At 71.9% G+C, this 18404-nt stretch carries 15 protein-coding genes; 6 read left to right on the forward strand and 9 right to left on the reverse strand.

What is annotated here, in order from left to right; translation table 11 throughout:
* The first annotated feature begins 33 nt into the window (after positions 1–33).
* Positions 34–1722, forward strand: a complete 1689-nt coding sequence (locus tag AC6EI4_RS17745) for an FAD-dependent oxidoreductase (RefSeq protein ID WP_498452264.1) — start codon at positions 34–36, stop codon at positions 1720–1722.
* Positions 1723–1798: 76 nt separating this feature from the next.
* Complete coding sequence (locus AC6EI4_RS17750; RefSeq protein WP_498452265.1) at positions 1799–3412, forward strand: ABC transporter substrate-binding protein; 1614 nt, start codon at positions 1799–1801, stop codon at positions 3410–3412.
* 638 nt (positions 3413–4050) lie between these two features.
* On the opposite strand, the gene AC6EI4_RS17755 is transcribed toward AC6EI4_RS17750, so the two are convergent.
* The 5 genes from AC6EI4_RS17755 to AC6EI4_RS17775 are packed head-to-tail and all read right to left on the reverse strand — an operon-like array spanning position 4051 to position 9820.
* Complete coding sequence (locus AC6EI4_RS17755; RefSeq protein ID WP_498452266.1) at positions 4051–5118, reverse strand: acyl-CoA dehydrogenase family protein; 1068 nt, start codon at positions 5116–5118, stop codon at positions 4051–4053.
* 1 nt (position 5119) lies between these two features.
* Positions 5120–6136, reverse strand: a complete 1017-nt coding sequence (locus AC6EI4_RS17760; protein WP_498452267.1) for an acyl-CoA dehydrogenase family protein — start codon at positions 6134–6136, stop codon at positions 5120–5122.
* Positions 6133–7314, reverse strand: coding sequence for an acyl-CoA dehydrogenase family protein (locus AC6EI4_RS17765; protein WP_498452268.1), 1182 nt, complete (start codon positions 7312–7314; stop codon positions 6133–6135). Before AC6EI4_RS17765 ends, AC6EI4_RS17760 begins: the two co-directional genes overlap by 4 nt.
* Complete coding sequence (locus AC6EI4_RS17770; protein WP_498452269.1) at positions 7314–8207, reverse strand: enoyl-CoA hydratase; 894 nt, start codon at positions 8205–8207, stop codon at positions 7314–7316. The genes AC6EI4_RS17765 and AC6EI4_RS17770 overlap by 1 nt, the downstream gene beginning before the upstream one ends.
* Positions 8204–9820, reverse strand: coding sequence for a FadD3 family acyl-CoA ligase (locus AC6EI4_RS17775; protein WP_498452270.1), 1617 nt, complete (start codon positions 9818–9820; stop codon positions 8204–8206). The genes AC6EI4_RS17770 and AC6EI4_RS17775 overlap by 4 nt, the downstream gene beginning before the upstream one ends.
* A 101-nt stretch (positions 9821–9921) precedes the next feature.
* Here AC6EI4_RS17775 and AC6EI4_RS17780 point away from each other — a divergent pair, with 101 nt between their 5' ends.
* From AC6EI4_RS17780 to AC6EI4_RS17795, 4 genes are read left to right on the forward strand one after another with little or no spacing between them, the layout of a single operon-like run.
* Complete coding sequence (locus AC6EI4_RS17780) at positions 9922–11139, forward strand: acyl-CoA dehydrogenase family protein (RefSeq protein WP_498452271.1); 1218 nt, start codon at positions 9922–9924, stop codon at positions 11137–11139.
* Positions 11136–11939 carry an SDR family oxidoreductase gene (locus AC6EI4_RS17785; RefSeq protein ID WP_498424759.1) on the forward strand — a complete coding sequence of 268 codons (804 nt, stop codon included), beginning with the start codon at positions 11136–11138 and terminating at the stop codon, positions 11937–11939. Before AC6EI4_RS17780 ends, AC6EI4_RS17785 begins: the two co-directional genes overlap by 4 nt.
* 20 nt (positions 11940–11959) lie before the next feature.
* On the forward strand, positions 11960–12556 hold the full coding sequence (locus AC6EI4_RS17790) for a TetR/AcrR family transcriptional regulator (protein ID WP_498452272.1): 597 nt from the start codon (positions 11960–11962) through the stop codon (positions 12554–12556).
* Between the two features lie 28 nt (positions 12557–12584).
* On the forward strand, positions 12585–13748 hold the full coding sequence (locus tag AC6EI4_RS17795) for an acetyl-CoA C-acetyltransferase (RefSeq protein WP_498424764.1): 1164 nt from the start codon (positions 12585–12587) through the stop codon (positions 13746–13748).
* 140 nt (positions 13749–13888) lie between these two features.
* On the opposite strand, the gene AC6EI4_RS17800 is transcribed toward AC6EI4_RS17795, so the two are convergent.
* The 4 genes from AC6EI4_RS17800 to AC6EI4_RS17815 form a co-directional block, all read right to left on the reverse strand.
* On the reverse strand, positions 13889–14434 hold the full coding sequence (locus tag AC6EI4_RS17800; RefSeq protein ID WP_498452273.1) for a hypothetical protein: 546 nt from the start codon (positions 14432–14434) through the stop codon (positions 13889–13891).
* Positions 14435–14591: 157 nt separating this feature from the next.
* A complete protein-coding gene (locus AC6EI4_RS17805) occupies positions 14592–16256 on the reverse strand; it encodes a hypothetical protein (RefSeq protein WP_498452274.1) in 1665 nt (554 codons plus the stop codon).
* Between the two features lie 84 nt (positions 16257–16340).
* On the reverse strand, positions 16341–17312 hold the full coding sequence (locus tag AC6EI4_RS17810; RefSeq protein ID WP_498452275.1) for a YihY/virulence factor BrkB family protein: 972 nt from the start codon (positions 17310–17312) through the stop codon (positions 16341–16343).
* 43 nt (positions 17313–17355) lie between these two features.
* A complete protein-coding gene (locus AC6EI4_RS17815) occupies positions 17356–18312 on the reverse strand; it encodes a hypothetical protein (protein WP_498452276.1) in 957 nt (318 codons plus the stop codon).
* Positions 18313–18404: the final 92 nt, after the last annotated feature.

The raw sequence follows: 18404 nt of genomic DNA on the forward strand, positions 1-18404 counted from the left end.
GGCTCCGCCTTCCCCTCGTTCCCGGAGACGCCTGTGCCCGACCCCCTCGACGCCCCTGACGCCCCCGACCCCACGCCGTACGACCTCGCCGTGATCGGGGCCGGCCCGCTCGGTACGGCGACCGCGCGCCACGCCGCCGAGTCCGGGGCGCGGGTGCTGCTGATCGGACCCGAGGAGCCGGAGGACACCGCGTCGCACGAGGGCACCTGGGCGGGCTACTACGACCAGGGTCGGCTGTGCCACGTCCTCGAGGTGCCGCTGGCGACCTCGCTGCTCACGATGCGCAGCCGGCGCCGGTTCGATGGGCTGATCGCGCGCACGGGGGTCGACTTCCTGACGCCCACGCACTCGGTGACGGTGCTGCCGGACGGCGCCACCTCCTCGCTCTGGTTCGACCGTGAGCTGCTGGCCCGCAACGCGGCCGACCTGGGCGTCGCCGTCGACCACCTCGACGCCGATCAGCTCGCCGCGGCGTACCCGAGCCTGGCCTTCCCGCCCGGCCACGTCGCGCTGCGCGAGCAGGACGCCTTCATCCTCAACCCGCGCGCGCTGGTCCGCGCGGAGCTGACGGCGGCCCTCGCGGCCGGTGCCGAGCTGGTGCGCGACGAGGTGGTCGCCACCACCCGCGTCGCCGGCGGCGTCCGGGTGACCTCGCGCGGCGGGGCCTCGTGGACCGCCGACCGGGTGGTCCTGGCCACCGGCGCCGCGACGAACGCGACCGGGCTGCTGGAGCGATCGCTGAGGACGACCACCTACGGGGCCACCGTGGTGCTGGCCGAGGTCAGCGGACCCGACGCCGTCCAGATGCCGACGATGATGATGATGAAGGTCCGCGAGGGCGCGATGGCCTACGGCGGCATCGTGATGGCGCCCGTGCAGTACCCCGACGGCCGCTGGTACCTGAAGACCTCCGGGAGCAGCCTGCTGGCCAACCCGCTGACCGGCCGCGACGAGATCGCCGCCTGGGTGCGCACCGGCGGTCGGGCCGCGGACGTCGAGGAGGCGCGCGAGCTGCTGAGCGAGCTGCTGCCCGGCGTGGAGATCCTCTCCATGCGGACGCGGCCGTGCCTGGTCTGCGCCACCCACTCCGACCGCCCCTACATCGACTGGGCCGACGACCGGACCGTGGTGCTCGTCGAGGGCGAGCGCGGCGCCATGGCCGCCGACGAGATCGGCCGGCTGGGCGCCGAACTGGTTCTGTCGGGGCAGTGGCGCGACTCGATCCCGCACGAAGTCTTCGCGGCGGCGTGGGACGAGGCCGCCCCGACGACCTCCGAGGCTCCCGCCGTCGAGAGCCGGTACGACGAGGGCTCGGCCCCCGCGGCGTTCGTCCCGGTGATCCCCGCGGGCCAGGAGGAGACCTACGCCACCTGGCACCTGGCGCCGGCCGTGCGCGCCGGGGACACGCTGCACTGCTCCGGCGTCCTGGGCACCCGCGCCGACGGCTCGGTGCCCGACGACCTGGCCGAGGAGATCGACCTGGCCTTCACCAACCTGGCCCAGGTCCTCGAGGCCGGTGGCGCGCGCCTGGCCGACGTGGTGGACCTGTTGACCTTCCACCTGGACATGGCCTCGCAGGTACAGACGTTCATGCGCGTGCGCGACCTGCGCCTCAGCGCGCCCTGGCCCGCGTGGACCGCGATCGGCGCGGCCCAGATCGGCGGCGGCCGGCCCGGTCCGCGCCTGGAGATCAAGGCCACCGCACGCGTCGTACCCGACTGAGCACGCATCACCCCCCGCTTGCCTGTCTGACTGTCTGACTGTCTACCTGTCTGAATCCTGACCTGGAGGAACCCCCGTGAACTCGACCCCTGGCGTCCGTCTCGCCGTCGCTGCCGTCGTCAGCGCCCTGTTGTTGTCCGCATGCGCGTCGTCGGAGGACGACGACGCCGACGAGAAGAAGGGCGCCTCGGTGGACCGCGGGCGCTACTCGTTCGGCGTGATCGGCGAGCAGCCCGAGGCCGGCGACCCGGTCGACGGCGGGACGCTGAACTTCGCCGACTACGGCGAGATCCGCAGCCTCAGCCCCGCCGCCAGCTACGCCACCGGAGCCTCCGGCGGCGGCGCGATGGTCGCGGTCTACGACACCCTGATGACCCTCGACACCGAGACGCAGCAGTTCGAGCCGAAGCTGGCCGAGTCGCTGGAGAGCAGCGAGGACCTGAAGACCTGGACGCTGACCCTGCGCGAGGGCGTGAAGTTCTCCGACGGCACGCCGCTGGACGCCAAGGCCGTGGTCGGCAGCATCAACTGGTACATGAAGAACCAGGGCGTGGACACCGCGATGCTCGCGCCGAACCTGGCCGGGATGGACGTGAAGGACGAGCACACGGTCGTCTTCAACCTCAACAACGCCTGGGCGCGGTTCCCGGCCATGCTGTCCCAGGCGGTGGGGATGATCGTCGCCCCGGCGTCGTACGCGGGCGCGGAGTTCAAGCCGATCGGCGCCGGCGCGTTCATGCTCGACGAGTACAAGCCGGCCGAGGAGCTCACCCTGGTCGCTAACAAGGACTACTGGGACGGCGCCCCGCACCTCGACGGCATCCGGATCTTCTGGCCGCTCGCCGACGAGGCCAAGCTGGACGCGCTCGAGGACGGCAGCGCGGACGTGGCGTTCATCCGTGACCCGAAGGTGGTCCACGAGGTGGTCGATGCCGACATGGCCGGCCATCTGACGCTGACCAGCCTGGGCAACAACCTCTCGATCAATCACCGCGAGGGCTACCCGGGCTCCGACCCGCGCGTGCGCAAGGCGATCGCACTGGCCTACGACCCCGAGCTCGACTACAAGCGCTCTTACGACGGCAAGGGCATGGCGGGCACGGAGATGTTCCCGCCGGAGTCCAAGTGGGACACCAGCGACGCCGCGCTCGAGGGTGACCTGGAGGAGGCCAAGAAGCTGGTCGAAGAGGCCAAGGCCGACGGCTTCGACGGTGTGATCAGCTACCTCGACGGCACCGACCCGACCTCGCGCACCCAGGCGGTGGCGATGAAGGCGATGCTTGAGCGGGTCGGCTTCACCGTGAAGACCGACCTGGTCGCCTCGATCGCCGACCAGACAAACCGGGTCTTCGTCGACCACGACTTCGACATCGCCCGCGGCGCGCTCAGCGTCTCGGAGTCCGACCCCTACCACCGTCTGGTCGGCAGCCTGAGCTCGACGAGCTACGGCAACGAGACCGGCTACGCCTCCGAGGAGATGGACGCCGCGCTCGCGGATCTGCAGGCCGCCGACACCGACGAGGAGATCCAGGCCGTCCTCGACGAGATCCAGGACCTCTTCAACCAGGACGTGCCGCTCGTCGTCACCGGCGCCAATGCGGCCGTGCACGCCTGGAACGAGAACGTGCACGGCGTGGAGCTGGGCGCGGAGTACATGCCTGACTTCGCCGACGCCTGGCTCGCCAAGTAACCAGCCCAGCCCCCAGCCCAGCCCCCAGCCCAGCCCCCAGCCCAGCCCCCAGCCCAGCCCCCAGCCTCAGCCCCAGCCCCCAGGGCCCGCCCACCCCGCCCCACGCCGACCCGTCACTCCCTCGACCAAACACGCCGAGCTCGGCGGAGCGAGTGACGGGTCGGCGCGGGCGGATGCGGGCGGATGGGGTGGCGCCCGTCCGTCGCTGCGTGGCGGGACCCAGCTCTCCGCGAAACGGGCGTGGGGCGCGGAGCCTCTATCGGATGAGGGCCGGCGCCGTCCGGCCAGCGGAAACTCGTGGTGACCGGCAGGTAACTGGAGCATCCCAGGCACCAGGTGCGTGAGGATCTCCAGTTACCTGCCACTTGGGACGTGCGCGCCGCCATACCGGGGGAGTTGGCGTCGTGTGAGGTCTGTCGGGCGACGACGATCAGCGAGGGAATCTCAGGCGCCGTGCCAGCCGCGTCGACGCATCGGAGTCCCGGTACGGCGCGCCGCGGCGTGCGTCGTACGAACCGGGATGAGCCGTCCCCCACCCGCCGACCCGTCACTGGCTCCGCCGTACACGGCGTGTCTGGTCGAGCGAGTGACGGGTCGGCAAGCGGGGGGGAGGGGAGAGGGGGTGGAGATGGGTGGGGTTAGAGGGGGAGGAGGGCGCGGTGCTGGTGGGGGCGGCCGTAGAGCTGGGTGAGGGCGTGGGCGCGCTTGAAGACCAGCTGCGCGTCGTGCTCCCAGGTGATCGCGATCCCGCCGTGCAGCTGCACGGTCTCGGCGGCGATGCGGCCCACCGCATCCCCCGTGTACGACGCGGCGACAGCCGCGAGGCGAGCGGAGTCCTCCGAGCCGAGCGAGACGGCGTGCCCGGCGGCCAGCGAGGCCGAGCGGGACATCTCCAGCAGCATCAGCATGTCGGCCATCCGGTGCTTGAGCGCCTGGAAGGACCCGATCGGGCGGCCGAACTGCTCGCGCTCCTTGGCGTAGGCCACGGTCATCTCCAGCGCCCGCTGGCCGCAGCCGACGGCGAGCACCGAGACCGCCGCGGCGCCGACCACGTGCGCGCGGGCGAGCGCGGCGTCGGCCGAGCCGCCCAGGCGGACAGCCGGGGTCTCCTCGAAGGTCAGCGTGGCCAGCCGCACGGTGGTGTCCATCGCCTGGGTGCGGGTCCGGGTCACCGCCGCCGGGTCGACCTCGAACAGCGCGACGCCGTCCTCGGCCTGGGCCGCGACCACCAGCACAGTGGCGACGTCCCCGTCGAGGACGCAGGGGACGCTCCCGCTCAGCAGGTCACCCGTGGCCCGCACCGGCTCCGCGCCGGGCAGGCTCGCGGTCCCCGACCAGGCCAGCGTGGCCGGCTCGCCGGCCGCGACCCGCGGCAGCAGCCGCGCGCAGGCGTCGGCGTCGCCGGTGGCCAGCAGCGCCTCCGCGGCGACCAGCGAGGCCAGCAGGGGGGAGGGCGCCAGCGCCCGGCCCAGCTCCTCGAGCACCACGAACGTCTCGAACAGCGAGAACCCGGCGCCGTCGTACTCCTCGGGGATGCCCAGCGCTACGGCGCCGATCTGCTCGCACAGCGTCGCCCACAGCGCCTCGTCGTACCCGCTCGGCGACTCGGCCGCCGACCGGACGGCCTGGCTGTCGGCGCGCCGCTCCAGCAGCGACCGCACGGTCGAGGCCAGCTCCTGCTGCTCCTCGGAGAGCCCGAACTCCATCTCAGGCCCCCTGCCCAACGGACGAAGCGGACGAAGCGGACGAGGCGGACGAAGCGGCCGAAGCCGACGAGGCGACCAGCGAGTCCAGGATCCGCGCCCGGTGGTACGCCGTGGTGCCCCAGGCGGCGACCAGCGCGCGCACCTTGGTGATCCACAGGCTCAGGTCGAACTCAGAGGTGTAGCCGATCGCGCCGTGCACCTGCAGCGCGGTGCGCGAGGCGCGGTAGGCGGCGTCCGCGGCGGCGACCTTCGCCGCCGACACGTCGCGCGAGAAGTCCTCCGAGCCGTCCGACAGCGCGGCCCCGAAGACCAGCGGCCGGGCGAAGTCCAGCGCGATCCGGACGTCGGCGAGCTGGTGCTTGATGGCCTGGTAGGACCCGATCTCGCGCCCGAACTGCTTGCGCTGCTTGACGTAGGAGACGCTGTCGGCGAGCAGCCGCTCCCCGGCGCCGAGCAGCTGCGCGGCGCAGGCCAGCACGGCGAGGTCGAAGGCCCGCTCGAGGTCGCCACCGGCGACCGAGGCGTCCGGCGTCACCGAGAACAGCCGCCGCGTCCCGTCCACCGAGCGGTGCAGCTCACCGGCGCTCGCGCCCGCGGGCGCGCCGTCGGTGACGGCGTACAGGTGCTCGGCGACGTCCGCGTCCAGCGCGTACGGCGTGTGCGGCGCGACCGCGACGCTCCCGACCGCGCCCTCGGCGAGCGCGGCCACGACCGATTCGTCAGCCAGCGCGACCGGCAGGTACGCCGCGGACTCCACCCAGGGACCGGGCACGGCGTGGCGGCCCAGCGTCTCCAGGGCGATCGCCAGCTCGACGGCGCTGGCCCCCATGCCGCCGGACTCCTCGGGCACCAGCAGCGCGTTCACGCCCTGCTCGGCCAGCCGCGACCACAGCTTGAGCCCGGGCGCGGTGTCGTCGGCGGCCCAGGCGCGGGCCACCGCGACGGTGTCGGACGCGTTCAGCAGCGCGTCGAGGGAGGAGGCGAAGTCCTCCTGGTCGGACGTGAGCACGAACCTCATCGGGTCGCTCCCTTCGACTCGCTCTTCACGGTGCTTCCCTTCGGCTCGCGGGGCAGACCCAGGATCCGCTCCGCCACGATGTTGCGTTGGATCTCGTTGGTCCCGGCGTAGATCGGCCCGGACAGCGAGAACAGGTACCCGTCGGTCCATGCCGACTCGAGCTCGGACTCCGCGCCCAGCAGGTCGAGCGCGGTCTCGTGCAGCGCGATGTCGAGCTCGGACCAGAAGACCTTGTTGACCGACCCGGCCGCGCCCATCTCGCCGCCGCCGGCGAGCCGGGTGACGGTGCCCCAGGTGTAGAAGCGGTAGGCCTGCGCCTTGAGCCACGCGTCCACCACCCCGTCGGCGGCCGACGGCACCGACGATCCGTGCGTCTGCCACAGCGACACCAGCCGGTCCGCGGCGGCGCAGAAGCGGCCCGGGGAGCGCAGCGAGAGCCCGCGCTCGTTGCCGGCGGTGCTCATCGCCACCCGCCAGCCGTCGCCGGGCGCGCCGAGCACGTCGGCGTCGGGCACGAAGACGTCCTCGAAGAAGATCTCCGCGAACCCGGCCTCGCCGTCGAGCTGGGCGATCGGGCGCACGGTGATGCCGGGCGCGTCGAGCGGGAAGAGGAAGTAGGTGAGCCCGTTGTGGCGCGCCGCCTCGGGGTCGGAGCGGAACAGCCCGAAGCCCCAGTCGGCGTACGACGCCCGCGAGGACCAGGTCTTCTGCCCGTTCAGCACCCAGCCGCCGCGCGCCTCGTCGCGGCGCGCGGTCGAGCGCAGCGACGCCAGGTCGGAGCCCGCCTCGGGCTCGGACCAGGCCTGCGCCCAGACCTTCTCGCCGGTGGCCATCGAGGGCAGGAAGCGGTCCTGCTGCTCGGGGGTGCCGTGGTCGAAGATGATCGGGGCGAGCAGGAAGATGCCGTTCTGGGAGACCCGGCCGGGCGCGCCGGCGCGGTAGTACTCCTCCTCGAAGATCACCCACTCGACCAGCGAGGCCTCACGGCCGTGGTAGGCCTTCGGCCAGGAGACCACCGACCAGCGGGCCTCGGCCAGCTTGGCCTCCCACTCCTGGTGGGCGCGGAAGCCGGCCTCGGTGTCCATCGAGGGCAGCGGCGTGCTGGGCACGTTGGCGGCCAGCCAGGCGCGGGCCTCGGCCTGGAACTCGAGCTCGGCGGGGGAGAGGGTCAGATCCATCAGCGGGTGCCTGCCTGCTTCGTGTCGTCGTCTGCGTGCGTCCTGTTGTGCGCGGCCATCGCCTTGGCGTCGAGGCCACCGAGGGAGTCGCGTGACACCTCGGCGTTGTGGGCGTGGGCGAAGTGGTGCAGCCCGAACACCGAGTCCATCCCGGCGCGCAGGCCCTGGAGGTCCTCGGCCTGGTTGACCGCCTTCTTGGTCAGCGCCAGCCCGAACCGCGGCATCGCCGCGATCCGCTCGGCCATCGCCAGCACGGTCTCCTCGAGCTCCGCGCGGGCCACCACCTGGTTGACCATGCCGAGCTCGCGGGCGCGCTCGGCGCTGAACCGGTCGCCGGTGTAGAGCAGCTCCTTGGCGGCGCGCGGGTTCATCACCCACGGGTGCGCGAAGTACTCCACCCCGGGGATCCCCATCCGCACCACCGGGTCGGCGAAGAACGCGTCGTCGGAGGCGACGATGAAGTCGCACGACCAGGCCAGCATCAGCCCGCCGGCGATACAGGCGCCGTGCACCATCGCGATCACCGGCTTGGGGATCTCGCGCCAGCGCCGGCACATGCCGAGGTAGACCTCGGACTCGCGGGCGAAGCGGGAGTCGCCGCCCTCCTTGTCGGTGTGGTCCCACCAGATCACCGCGCGGCGCTCGAAGCTCTGGTCGACGTCACGCCCCGGGGTGCCGATGTCGTGGCCGGCGGAGAAGTGCTCGCCGTTGCCGGACAGCACGATCACCTTGACCGTGTCGTCGTCGACGGCGCGGGTGAACGCCGCGTCGAGGGCGTAGGTCATCGCGCTGTTCTGCGCGTTGCGGTACTCGGGCCGGTTCAGCCGGATCCGCGCGACCGCGCCCTCGACGTCGTAGGTGACGACCTCGGGGGCCGTGGGGGTGGCGCTCAACTGCCGCTCCTCAGCTCGTTCTTCAGGATCTTGCCGGACAGGTTGCGCGGCAGCTCGTCGACGAAGACGACCTCGCGCGGCACCTTGAACTTGGCCAGCCGCTCGCGCAGCCCGTCCAGGACCTGCCCGGCGGTGAGGGTGCTGCCCGGGCGGCGTACGACGTGGGCCAGGCCCACCTCGCCCATCCGCTCGTCGGGCACACCGACCACGGCGGCGTCCAGGACGCCCTCGACGCGGGTCAGCGCCTGCTCGATCTCGGCCGGGTAGACGTTGAAGCCGCCGGAGATGTACATGTCCTTGAGCCGGTCGGTGATCGCGAGGTAGCCGCGCTCGTCGACCTTGCCGACGTCGCCGGTGCGCAGCCAGCCGTCGGGGTCGATGGCCTCGGCGGTCGCCTTCGGGTCGTCGAGGTAGCCCTGCATCACCATCGGGCCGCGCAGCTGGACCTCGCCCTCCTCGCCCGGGCCGCGCTGGACACCGCTCTCGGGGTCGACGATGCGCAGCTCGAGACTCTCGACCGGCAGGCCGCAGGTCGCGGCGACCAGCTCGGCGGGGTCGCCGGGGCGGCACATGGTGGCCACGACGCACTCGGTCATCCCGAAGGCGGTGACCACGGTCTCGATGGCGAGGTCGCGCTGCATCATCTCGATCACCGAGACCGGAACCGTCGCGGCGCCGGTGACCGCGACCCGCAGCGAGCTCAGGTCGCGCCGGCCGATGCCGGGGGAGGTGCCGATCGAGTGGAAGATCGTCGGTGCTCCGGCCAGGACGGTGATCCGCTCCTCCTCGATGAGCCGGATGGTCTCGGCGACGTCGAAGGTGGCCTGCGGGTGCATGGTCGCGCCGTTGAGCAGGCAGACCAGGATCCCGGCCTTGTAGCCGAACGAGTGGAAGAACGGGTTCACCAGCAGGTAGCTGTCGCCCTCGGTGACGGCGACGGTCTCGCCCCACACCTGGGCGGCGCTGATCGTCTGGCGGTGCGCGGTGAGCACGCCCTTGGAGCGGCCGGTGGTGCCGGAGGTGAACAGGATGTCGGCGATGTCGTCGGGGGAGACCGCCCCCGCGCGCTCGTCTACGGCGGCGAGGTCGCCGGCGAGCCCGGCCAGCGCGTCGTACGGCGTGATGTGGGCGGGTGTGGCGCCCTCGCCGATCCGCACGACCGCGCGCAGGTGGGGCAGGCCGGGGACGAGGTCCTCGTCGGCGTGGGCGCGGTGGGCGTTCGGCAGCGCCTCGGCGGCCCGGACGACCTCGCGGAGCTGCCCGCGCCCGAGGAACCCGTCGGCCAGCACCAGCAGCGAGGCGCGCGTGCGCTCGGCGATCTCGACGACCTCGTGGCCGGTGTAGCGGGTGTTGGCGGGCACCAGCGTGGCGCCGGCGTAGCTGACGGCCAGCGCGGCGACGATCCACTCGCGGCTGTTCGGCGCCCAGACCACCACCCGGTCGCCGGGGCGCACGCCGAGCGCGACGTACCCGCCGGCGGTGGCGCGGACCTGGTCGAGCAGCTCGGCGTACGACGTGCGGTCGCCGGCGTCGACCACCGCCGCGCGGGCGCCGAAGGACTGCGCGGCTCGGCGCAGAGCGGCGGGCAGCGTGAGTGGCTGGTCCGATGACATCGCGGTCCTCCCTGGTCGGGCCGGGGACCGACGACACGGTTCCCAAGCAAGTGCTTGGTAGGCTACCTTAGCCCGACCCGATGCCGAGAGGAACCCATGCCGTGGATCTGAGCTACTCCGCCGAGGACCAGGCCTTCCGGGCCGAGGTCCGGGCGTGGCTGGACGAGCACCTGGTCGGTGACTTCGCCGCCCTGAAGGGACTGGGCGGCCCCGGCCGCGACCACGAGGCCCACGAGGAGCGACTCGCCTGGAACCGGCACCTGGCCGCGCACGGCTGGACCGCGCTGGGCTGGCCCACCGAGTACGGCGGGCGCGGGCTGAGCCTGATGCAGCAGGTGATCTTCTACGAGGAGTACGCCCGCGCTGACGCGCCGGCCACCGTGAACCACCTGGGCGAGCAGCTGCTCGGCCCCACCCTGATCGCGTTCGGCACCGAGGAGCAGAAGAAGCGCTTCCTGCCCGGCATCGTCGCGGTCGAGGAGCTGTGGTGCCAGGGCTACTCCGAGCCCGGCGCCGGCTCCGACCTGGCCGCGGTGGCCACCCGGGCCCGCCTCGACGGCGAGGAGTGGGTCGTCGACGGGCAGAAGGTGTGGACCTCGCTGGCCCACCTGTCCGACTGGTGCTTCGTGATCGCGCGCACCGAGCCCGGCTCGCAGCGCCACGCCGGGCTGTCGTTCCTGCTGGTGCCGATGGACCAGGACGGCGTCGAGGTCCGCCCGATCGAGCAGCTCACCGGCGGCTCGGAGTTCAACGAGGTCTTCTTCACCGGCGCCCGCACCGGCGCCGACATGGTGGTCGGGGAGCCCGGCAAGGGCTGGGGCGTGGCGATGGGGCTGCTCGGCTTCGAGCGCGGCGTCTCCACCCTGGGCCAGCAGGTCGGCTTCGCCCGCGAGTTCGAGGGCGTCGTCGAGCTGGCGCGGCGCACCGGCGCGCTCGAGGACCCGGTGCTGCGCGACCGGCTGGCGACCGCGAAGGTCGAGCTCGAGGTGATGCGGCTCAACGCGATGCGCGGGCTCTCCGCGGTCACCGGCGGCTCGGACTCCTCCGCCGGCGGGGGAGCGGCCTCGATCGCGAAGCTGGTCTGGGGCAACTGGCACCGCCGCCTCGGCGAGCTGGCGATGGAGGTCGCCGGCCCGGCCGGGCTGACCGCCAAGGCCGAGGGCGCCTACGAGCTCGACCAGTGGCAACGACTTTTCCTGTTCTCGCGCGCCGACACCATCTACGGCGGCAGCGACGAGGTCCAGCGCAACATCCTCGCCGAGCGTGTGCTCGGCCTTCCCCGTGAGCCGAAGGCTCCCACCCGAGAGGCACGTGCATGAGCGTCCAGCGTCCCGAGCAGCCCACCCCCGCCTACGTCGCGGGCCACGACCTGCTGGCCGGCAAGGTGGTCGTGGTGACCGCCGCCGCCGGCGCCGGCATCGGCGCCTCCGTCGTACGACGCGCGCTGGAGGAGGGCGCCAAGGCGGTGATCTTCTCCGACACCCACGCGCGCCGGCTCGCCGAGGCCGAGACCGCGCTGGGTGAGGAGTTCGGGGCCGAGCGGGTGCGCAGCCTGGTCTGCGACGTCACCGACGAGGCCCAGGTGGCTGCGCTGCTCGACGCCGCGGACGAGTTCGGCGGCGTCGACATCATGATCAACAACGCCGGCCTGGGCGGTACCGTCAACGTGATGGAGATGACCGACGAGCAGTGGTCGCGGGTCCTCGACATCACGCTGACCGGCACCTTCCGCTGCGTGCGCGCGGCCAGCAACAAGATGGTCGCCGCCGGCAAGCGCGGCGTGATCGTCAACAACGCCTCGGTGATCGGCTGGCGCGCCCAGGAGGGCCAGGCCCACTACGCCGCCGCGAAGGCCGGGGTGATGGCGCTGACCCGCTGCGCCGCCCTGGACGTGGCCCCGCACGGGATCCGGATCAACGCGGTCTCGCCGAGCCTGGCCATGCACCCGTTCCTGGCCAAGGTGACCAGCGACGAGCTGCTCGCCGAGCTCAAGCAGCGCGAGGCGTTCGGCCGGGCCGCGGAGCCGTGGGAGGTCGCCAACGTGATGGTGTTCCTCGCCAGCGACTACGCGTCGTACATGACCGGCGAGGTCGTGTCCGTCAGCAGCCAGCACGCCTGAGACCCCGACAGGAGCCTGCCATGTCCCCCGCCGCCACCGGACCCTCCCGGCGCGCCGAGCTGCTCGCGATCGCCGCGCGGCTCTTCGCCGAGAAGGGCTTCAAGAACACCACGGTGCGCGACATCGCGGACGCGGCCGGCATCCTGTCGGGCAGCCTGTACCACCACTTCGACTCCAAGGAGTCGATGGTCGACGAGATCCTGCGCAGCTTCCAGGAGGAGCTGTTCGGCTCCTACGACGAGGTGCTGCGCAGCGACGACGACCCGCGCACCAAGATCGAGCGGGTGGTGCGGCTCTCGTTCGAGGCGATCGACCAGCACCGCCACGAGGTCGCGATCTACCAGAACGAGGCCGACTACCTCGGCGGGTTCGAGCGCTTCTCCTACCTCGCCGAGCGACAGGCGCAGCTGCGCCAGGTCTGGATGACGCTGCTCACCGAGGGCGTCGAGGCCGGCGTGCTGCGCGACGACCTGGACCTGGTGCTGGCCTACCGCTTCGTGCGCGACACCGTCTGGGTCGCCGTGCGCTGGTACCGCCCCGGCGGCGAGACCTCGCACCACGTGGTCGCCGACCAGTACCTCTCGATCCTGCTCGACGGCATCGCCGCCAAGTCCTGAACCTTCCCTGTCACCTGAGGAGACCCCCATGCCCGAGGCCTACATCGTCGACGCCGTCCGCACGCCCGTCGGCAAGCGGGGCGGCGCGCTCGCCGCGATGCACTCCGCCGACCTGGGCGCGCACTCGCTGTCCGCGCTGATGCGTCGTACCGGCGTCGACCCGGGTGCGGTGGACGACGTGATCATGGGCTGCTGCGACACGATCGGCTCCCAGGCCGGCGACGTGGCGCGTACGGCGTGGCTGGTCGCGGGGCTGCCCGACCACGTGCCCGGCGTGACCATCGACCGTCAGTGCGGCTCCTCGCAGCAGGCGGTGCACTTCGCCGCGCAGGGCGTGATGTCGGGGACCCAGGACCTGGTCGTCGCCGGCGGCCTGCAGAACATGTCCGCGATCCCGATCTCCGCGGCGATGCTGGTCGCCGACCAGTACGGCTTCACCACCCCGTTCGCGCAGTCGCCGGGCTGGCAGGCGCGCTTCGGCGACGTCGAGGTGTCCCAGTTCAACTCCGCGGAGATGATCGCGGAGAAGTGGGACATCTCGCGCGAGGAGATGGAGGAGTTCGCGCTCGCCTCGCACACCCGGGCGCGTACGGCGATCGCCGAGGGCCGCTTCGCCGGCGAGATCGAGGCCGTCACCCTCGCCGACGGCACCGTGTTCGACACCGACCAGTGCCCGCGCGAGACCTCGCTGGAGAAGATGGCCGGGCTGCAGCCGCTGGCTCCGGGCGGGCGGATCACCGCGGGGGTCGCCTCGCAGATCTGCGACGCCTCCTCGGCGATGCTGATCGCCTCCGAGCAGGCGGTGAAGGACCACGGCCTGACCCCGCGGGCGCGGATCCACCACCTCTCGGTGCGCGGCGACGACCCGATCTGGATGCTCACCGGCCCGATCCGCGCGACCGCGCACGCGCTGGAGAAGACCGGCATGTCCATCGACGACTTCGACCTCTTCGAGTGCAACGAGGCCTTCGCCTCGGTCGTGCTGGCCTGGATGAAGGAGACCGGCGCGCCGCACGAGAAGGTCAACGTCAACGGCGGCGGCATCGCCCTGGGCCACCCGATCGGCGCCACCGGGACGCGCCTGATGACGACGATGCTCAACGAGCTCGAGCGCACCGGCGGCCGGTTCGGGCTGCAGACGATGTGCGAGGGCGGCGGGCAGGCGAACGTGACGATCATCGAGCGTCTCTGAAGGGCCCGGACCTCGTCGTAAGTGGAACGAGCCCGCCCGCCGCATTGTGCGGCGGGCGGGCTCGTGTCGTCGGGGTCGGGACCAGTCAGGCCGGTGATTCCTGAGCCGCTGCCCAAGCACCTGCCAGATGCTCGGTAATCTCAACCTCTCCGAAGGTTGGAGACGTACGCCGAATCGCCCTGGGGGTTACCGTGGTCCGCGCCCTTCACCTGAGACCAGGCCAGGAACGACGCTCGACGGCCGTAGAGCAGTTCGTCGTCGAGTGAGATCCGAACACTGTCCCTCCTGAAGTCCCATTCCGCCGTGGCATACCGGGACGGCAGTGACTTGAACGAGTCTGTGGAGCTGCTGACGATGACCCGTTTCTCTCCGCGGACGTACTTCGTCACGACCTGGATAGTGGTCCCATCGCGCCGCATGTACTTGCAGACCAGCACCGTTTTCTTCCTGCTGAGACGCTCCATGTTGATTCGGATCACGACGGAGTCTTCTCGATAGGAGAACGACGCACTCTTCAGGTTCTGGGTTGGCACTGAACGGTTGTAGTCGTCACGGACCATCTCGGACGCGCTGTGGGCAGGGGGAGTCACAAACAGTGAACTGGCGAGCAGCAGCGGGACCAGGACAACACTTCGAGCCATGGGCGAATCATCCTTTGCGGTTCGTTTGTCTTGGTTGAAGTTCACGAGGATGCCGCTGTGCCGCCCTGCCCCGGACTCGAAGCGAGATGCGATGCCAGACCGAGCGGTCGCGGCGCTCAGCGTACGAAGGTGAGGCGGATCGTTCTAGGGCACAGCGATGTTGCCAGGAGCCCAGGTCACGCCCGAGGGCCGCACTTCCCAGTCAGCCTCCGGTGCTGTGGAAGCGCCACTGCCCGCCCACGCGGTGCAGCTCTCCGTCGATGCTGCCGTTGCGGCCGTCGAGGACCGCGGCGACTCGGATGACCTGGCCCGGGCGCGAGGATCCGTAGTTGTCCGCTTGATCGATGATGACGCCGTAGCACTCGTTCGCAGGGGCGGCCCAGGCGGGGATCGGGGTGATCGGGGAGGCGGGTCCCCAACGGCGGGCCGTGACCTGGGCGACGCTCCAGGTCGGGCGGCACCTTGCTTGGTCGTCGGGATTGCCTGTGACCCGGATCGCGGTGTCCCCGAAGATGGCGACCGCGTCGACCGTGGGCTCGGCCAGCGGCAGGTCGACGACCTGGAACTCCTCGGCCCCGGCGCGCCAGACCAGCGTGCGGTCGCGGCCACTGGCCAGCACCAGCGCCGCGCTCGTCTGCGACTGTGTGTCGTAGGCCGGCTCGGTCAGGGACTCGGCAACCCACGTGTTGCCGTCGGCGCTCGCCAGCGCGACGCCGGTGCTGGGCGGGGGAGCGTCGTCGTACTGGGTGCCCCACGCCGAGCCACGCGGCCAGCACAGCACCAGGTACATCACGTCGGTGTGCTCGTAGACGGTGTCGGGCTCGGCGTACTGGCACGCCTGTCCGGGCTCGGCTCGCGCCACCGTCCGCGGGGGTGACCAGGTCTCCTCGCCGGCGGGGCGTCGCTGGGCGACGATGCGGCGCTGGTCCGGTGAGCCGACCGCGACGGTGGACCCGTCCTCGAGGTCGGTGAGCAGCATCGGGAACCCGTCGTCGGTGCCGAGGGCCAGCAGTCCGCCGGCGTCCGGCAGGTCGTCGACCCAGCGACCGCCCTCGAGGGCGAAGGTGACCTCGGCGTCGATGGGCCGGTCGTAGAACGAGACCTTCTTGTCGTCCGTCTCCAGCAGTTCCGCGCTGCAGGCACCCTGCTCCCGCGGCGCGGTGGAGGCGGCGACCTCCAGCTCGGTCCGGTGCGGTTCAGCGATCCAGAGGTCGAACACACAGACGCCGCCGTCGTCTCGCCCCACGACCGTCGCGAGGCTGCCGTCGGCGAGCAGACGCACGTCCGGCACCCCGAGCACCTCCTCGGGTGCGATGGGCGGCCCGGTGAGGACGACGTCCTCCCAGGCGTCAGCCCCGTCGCGCCAGATCGCGAAGGCCAGGGAGTCCTCGTCGGTGGGCACCGCGGCGAACTCGCCGTCCGCGTCCACCATCGGGAGGCCGGCGACGTCTTGGCGCACCGTCTCGCACGAGAAGTCTCGGCAGACTGCGGCGTCGAGACGTGCGTGCGTCTCGCGCTCGTCGTCGTCGTAGGCGTACCAGGCGGTGTGCACGACGGCGGTGTCACCGGCTGCCTGCAGGGTGACCGTGGAGGCCTCCAGCCCAGGGCCCTCCACCAGGCGCTTCGGCTCGGTCCATCCGGAGCCGTCTGCCTCGCGCCACTGGAGGAGGAACTTCTCGCCGTCGCCTCCGACGGCGAGCTCGACACCGTCCTCCAGCGTGACCCGCTCGGCCGCCACCCCCGCATGCTCGACGAGGTCCTCGGTGAAGGCCGGTGTGGGCGGGGTGCTCGCGCATGCCGCGACGAGGAGCGCCGCCGCCGCGACCGTCGCTGCTGCCCGGATGCCGACGAGGGAGGACAGGCACATGACACATCAGTCCTTGCACAGGAGGGAGCCGGCGGTAGGTCGGTGGAGGATGTCTAGCAGAGCGAACGCAGGAGTGGCGACGCCTCAGGGGCGGTTGAGGCGCGTCGGCGTGCTATCGGCGACGACCGCGCCCCGCTGGCCGGCCGGACGGTCCGGACCGGTCGTGGAGTCGTAGGAGGTCTGCCGCTCCGACTCGCCGTTGACGGCTGCGCCCACGACGACGAGCAGGACGGTGAGCCAGAGCCAGAGCATGCTGATCGCCACGCCCGCGAGCGAGCCGTAGGTGGTCCCGTAGGTGCCGAGGTTCTGCACGTAGGCGAACAGCGCAGCGGTGGTGGCGGCCCAGAGCACGGTGGCGCCGGTGGCTCCCCAGGTCGTCCACCGCCACTGTGGGCTCTTGCGGTCGGGGGCGAACCGGTAGAGCACGGCCAGCATCGCACCCATCAGCACCGCCAGCGCCGGCCAGACGGCCACCGCCGCCACGGCACGCACGTCGCCCGGAGCATCGTCGATGGCCCGGGAGATCGTGCCGGCGAGGGCGATCACTGCGCCCAGCACGAGCGCGCCGCCGAGGACGAACAGCAGACCGAGGAGGGTCCGGCGCAGAAAGCCCCGGGTCTCCGTCTCGTGGTAGGCCACGGTCAGCGTGTCGATGAGAGCCACCATGGCAGTGGTGGCCGTCCACAGCGCGAGTCCGAGCCCGACGAGGCCACGCACGGTCAGCACCTCCGTCGAGGCGGTCGTGATGCTGGTCAGCTGCTCGGTGACGAGCGACTGGACCTGCGGCGGAAGCACCTCGGCCATCCGGGAGAGCTGGCTGCGGGCCTGCGCAGGCGTGTTGAGGGCGCCGTAGACCGACAGCGCGGTGACCAGCACGGGTGCGATCGACAGGACCGCGAAGAATGCGACCCCGGCGCTGAGGAAGGCAAGACGCGCCTCCACCACGTGCGCCCCGGCGCGCCGCATCAGCTGGCGCCAGCTCTGGGCAGACAGCTGTGCCGGGGCGACAGCCTCGTCGCCCCCCGCGCCTGTGCCGTTGTGCGAGCTCCTCGTCACGGGCCTCATCATTCGCCCTGGCGGCGCGGGTGTCGATGCTTGCTCACGGGGCCGGGCAGGGGCCGAACTGCTCGGTGGCCCAGACCTCCAGCTCGTCGTCGTAGGGCCCTTCCGAGACCGGCGAGCAGATGTAGCGGTCGATCTCGGCCAGGTAGGCGCCGCGGGGCCCGCGCAGGGTGTAGATCCACTCGCCGTCGCCCAGTGCCCGCAGCTGCGGGTGGGTGATCCGGTCGAGCGCACGGCGTTCGGCGGGGTCTTCGACGTCGTACGTCCTGCTCAACCGGCCGTCGGCCATCAGCGCGCCGTCCTTGAAGGCCCGCACAGCGAGGGGAAGGTCGGCGCGCTGCAGCTTCTCCCACCGGCCGAGGACCTCGGCCGGGGGGAAGCCGCTGTCGTAGCTCAGCGACGAGCCATCGGCGGCCGCGCCGCCCCAGCCTATCCGCGGGTTGTCGGGGTGGTTCGCCGCCAGCGAGGTCAACAGCCCCGGCACCTGGACGAACGTCGACCCGGCGGGGAGCGCGACCAGGTAGGTGCCGGCCACGTGATCGCCTTGGGAGACGTCCTGGGTGGTGAGCTCGACGGCGACCGACCCGCCCTCGGGGGCGGCCATGAGCCCGGTCCGGACGGCGTCGCTGACCGCGCCCGTCGAGGCGTCCGGCTCGAAGGACCGCAGCGCGACGGTGGTGCCCCCGGCGCGGACCACGAGGTCCGCCTCCTCGCCGTGGTGGGTGGAGCTGAAGGCCCGGTAGGCGGTCTCGGCCACCTCGACGACCTGGTCGGTGTCGGCGGCCCCGCTCATCTCGACGTCCAGCCTGAGCTTGCCGGAGTCCAGCGGCAGCGGCTTGGCGTAGTCCAGCTTCACCGAGGTGACATCGGGCAGGTCGGCGACGTCGGCGCGGAGCTCGTCGGCCTGCGAGCCGTGGCTGGGGTCGGCGCACCCCGCGGACAGGCTCACGACGGCGACGGCGGCGAGGATGCATGACCAGCTGATCGTTCTCATGCGAGCCAGCCTGTCTGCAGAACCGGACGGCCCGCCTGAGCCGACGTACTCAGATTGAGCCGATGCTCGCACTCAGCGCAGGCGTGCGGCTG

It is taken from the genome of Nocardioides sp. Z43_10 (assembly GCF_059766615.1).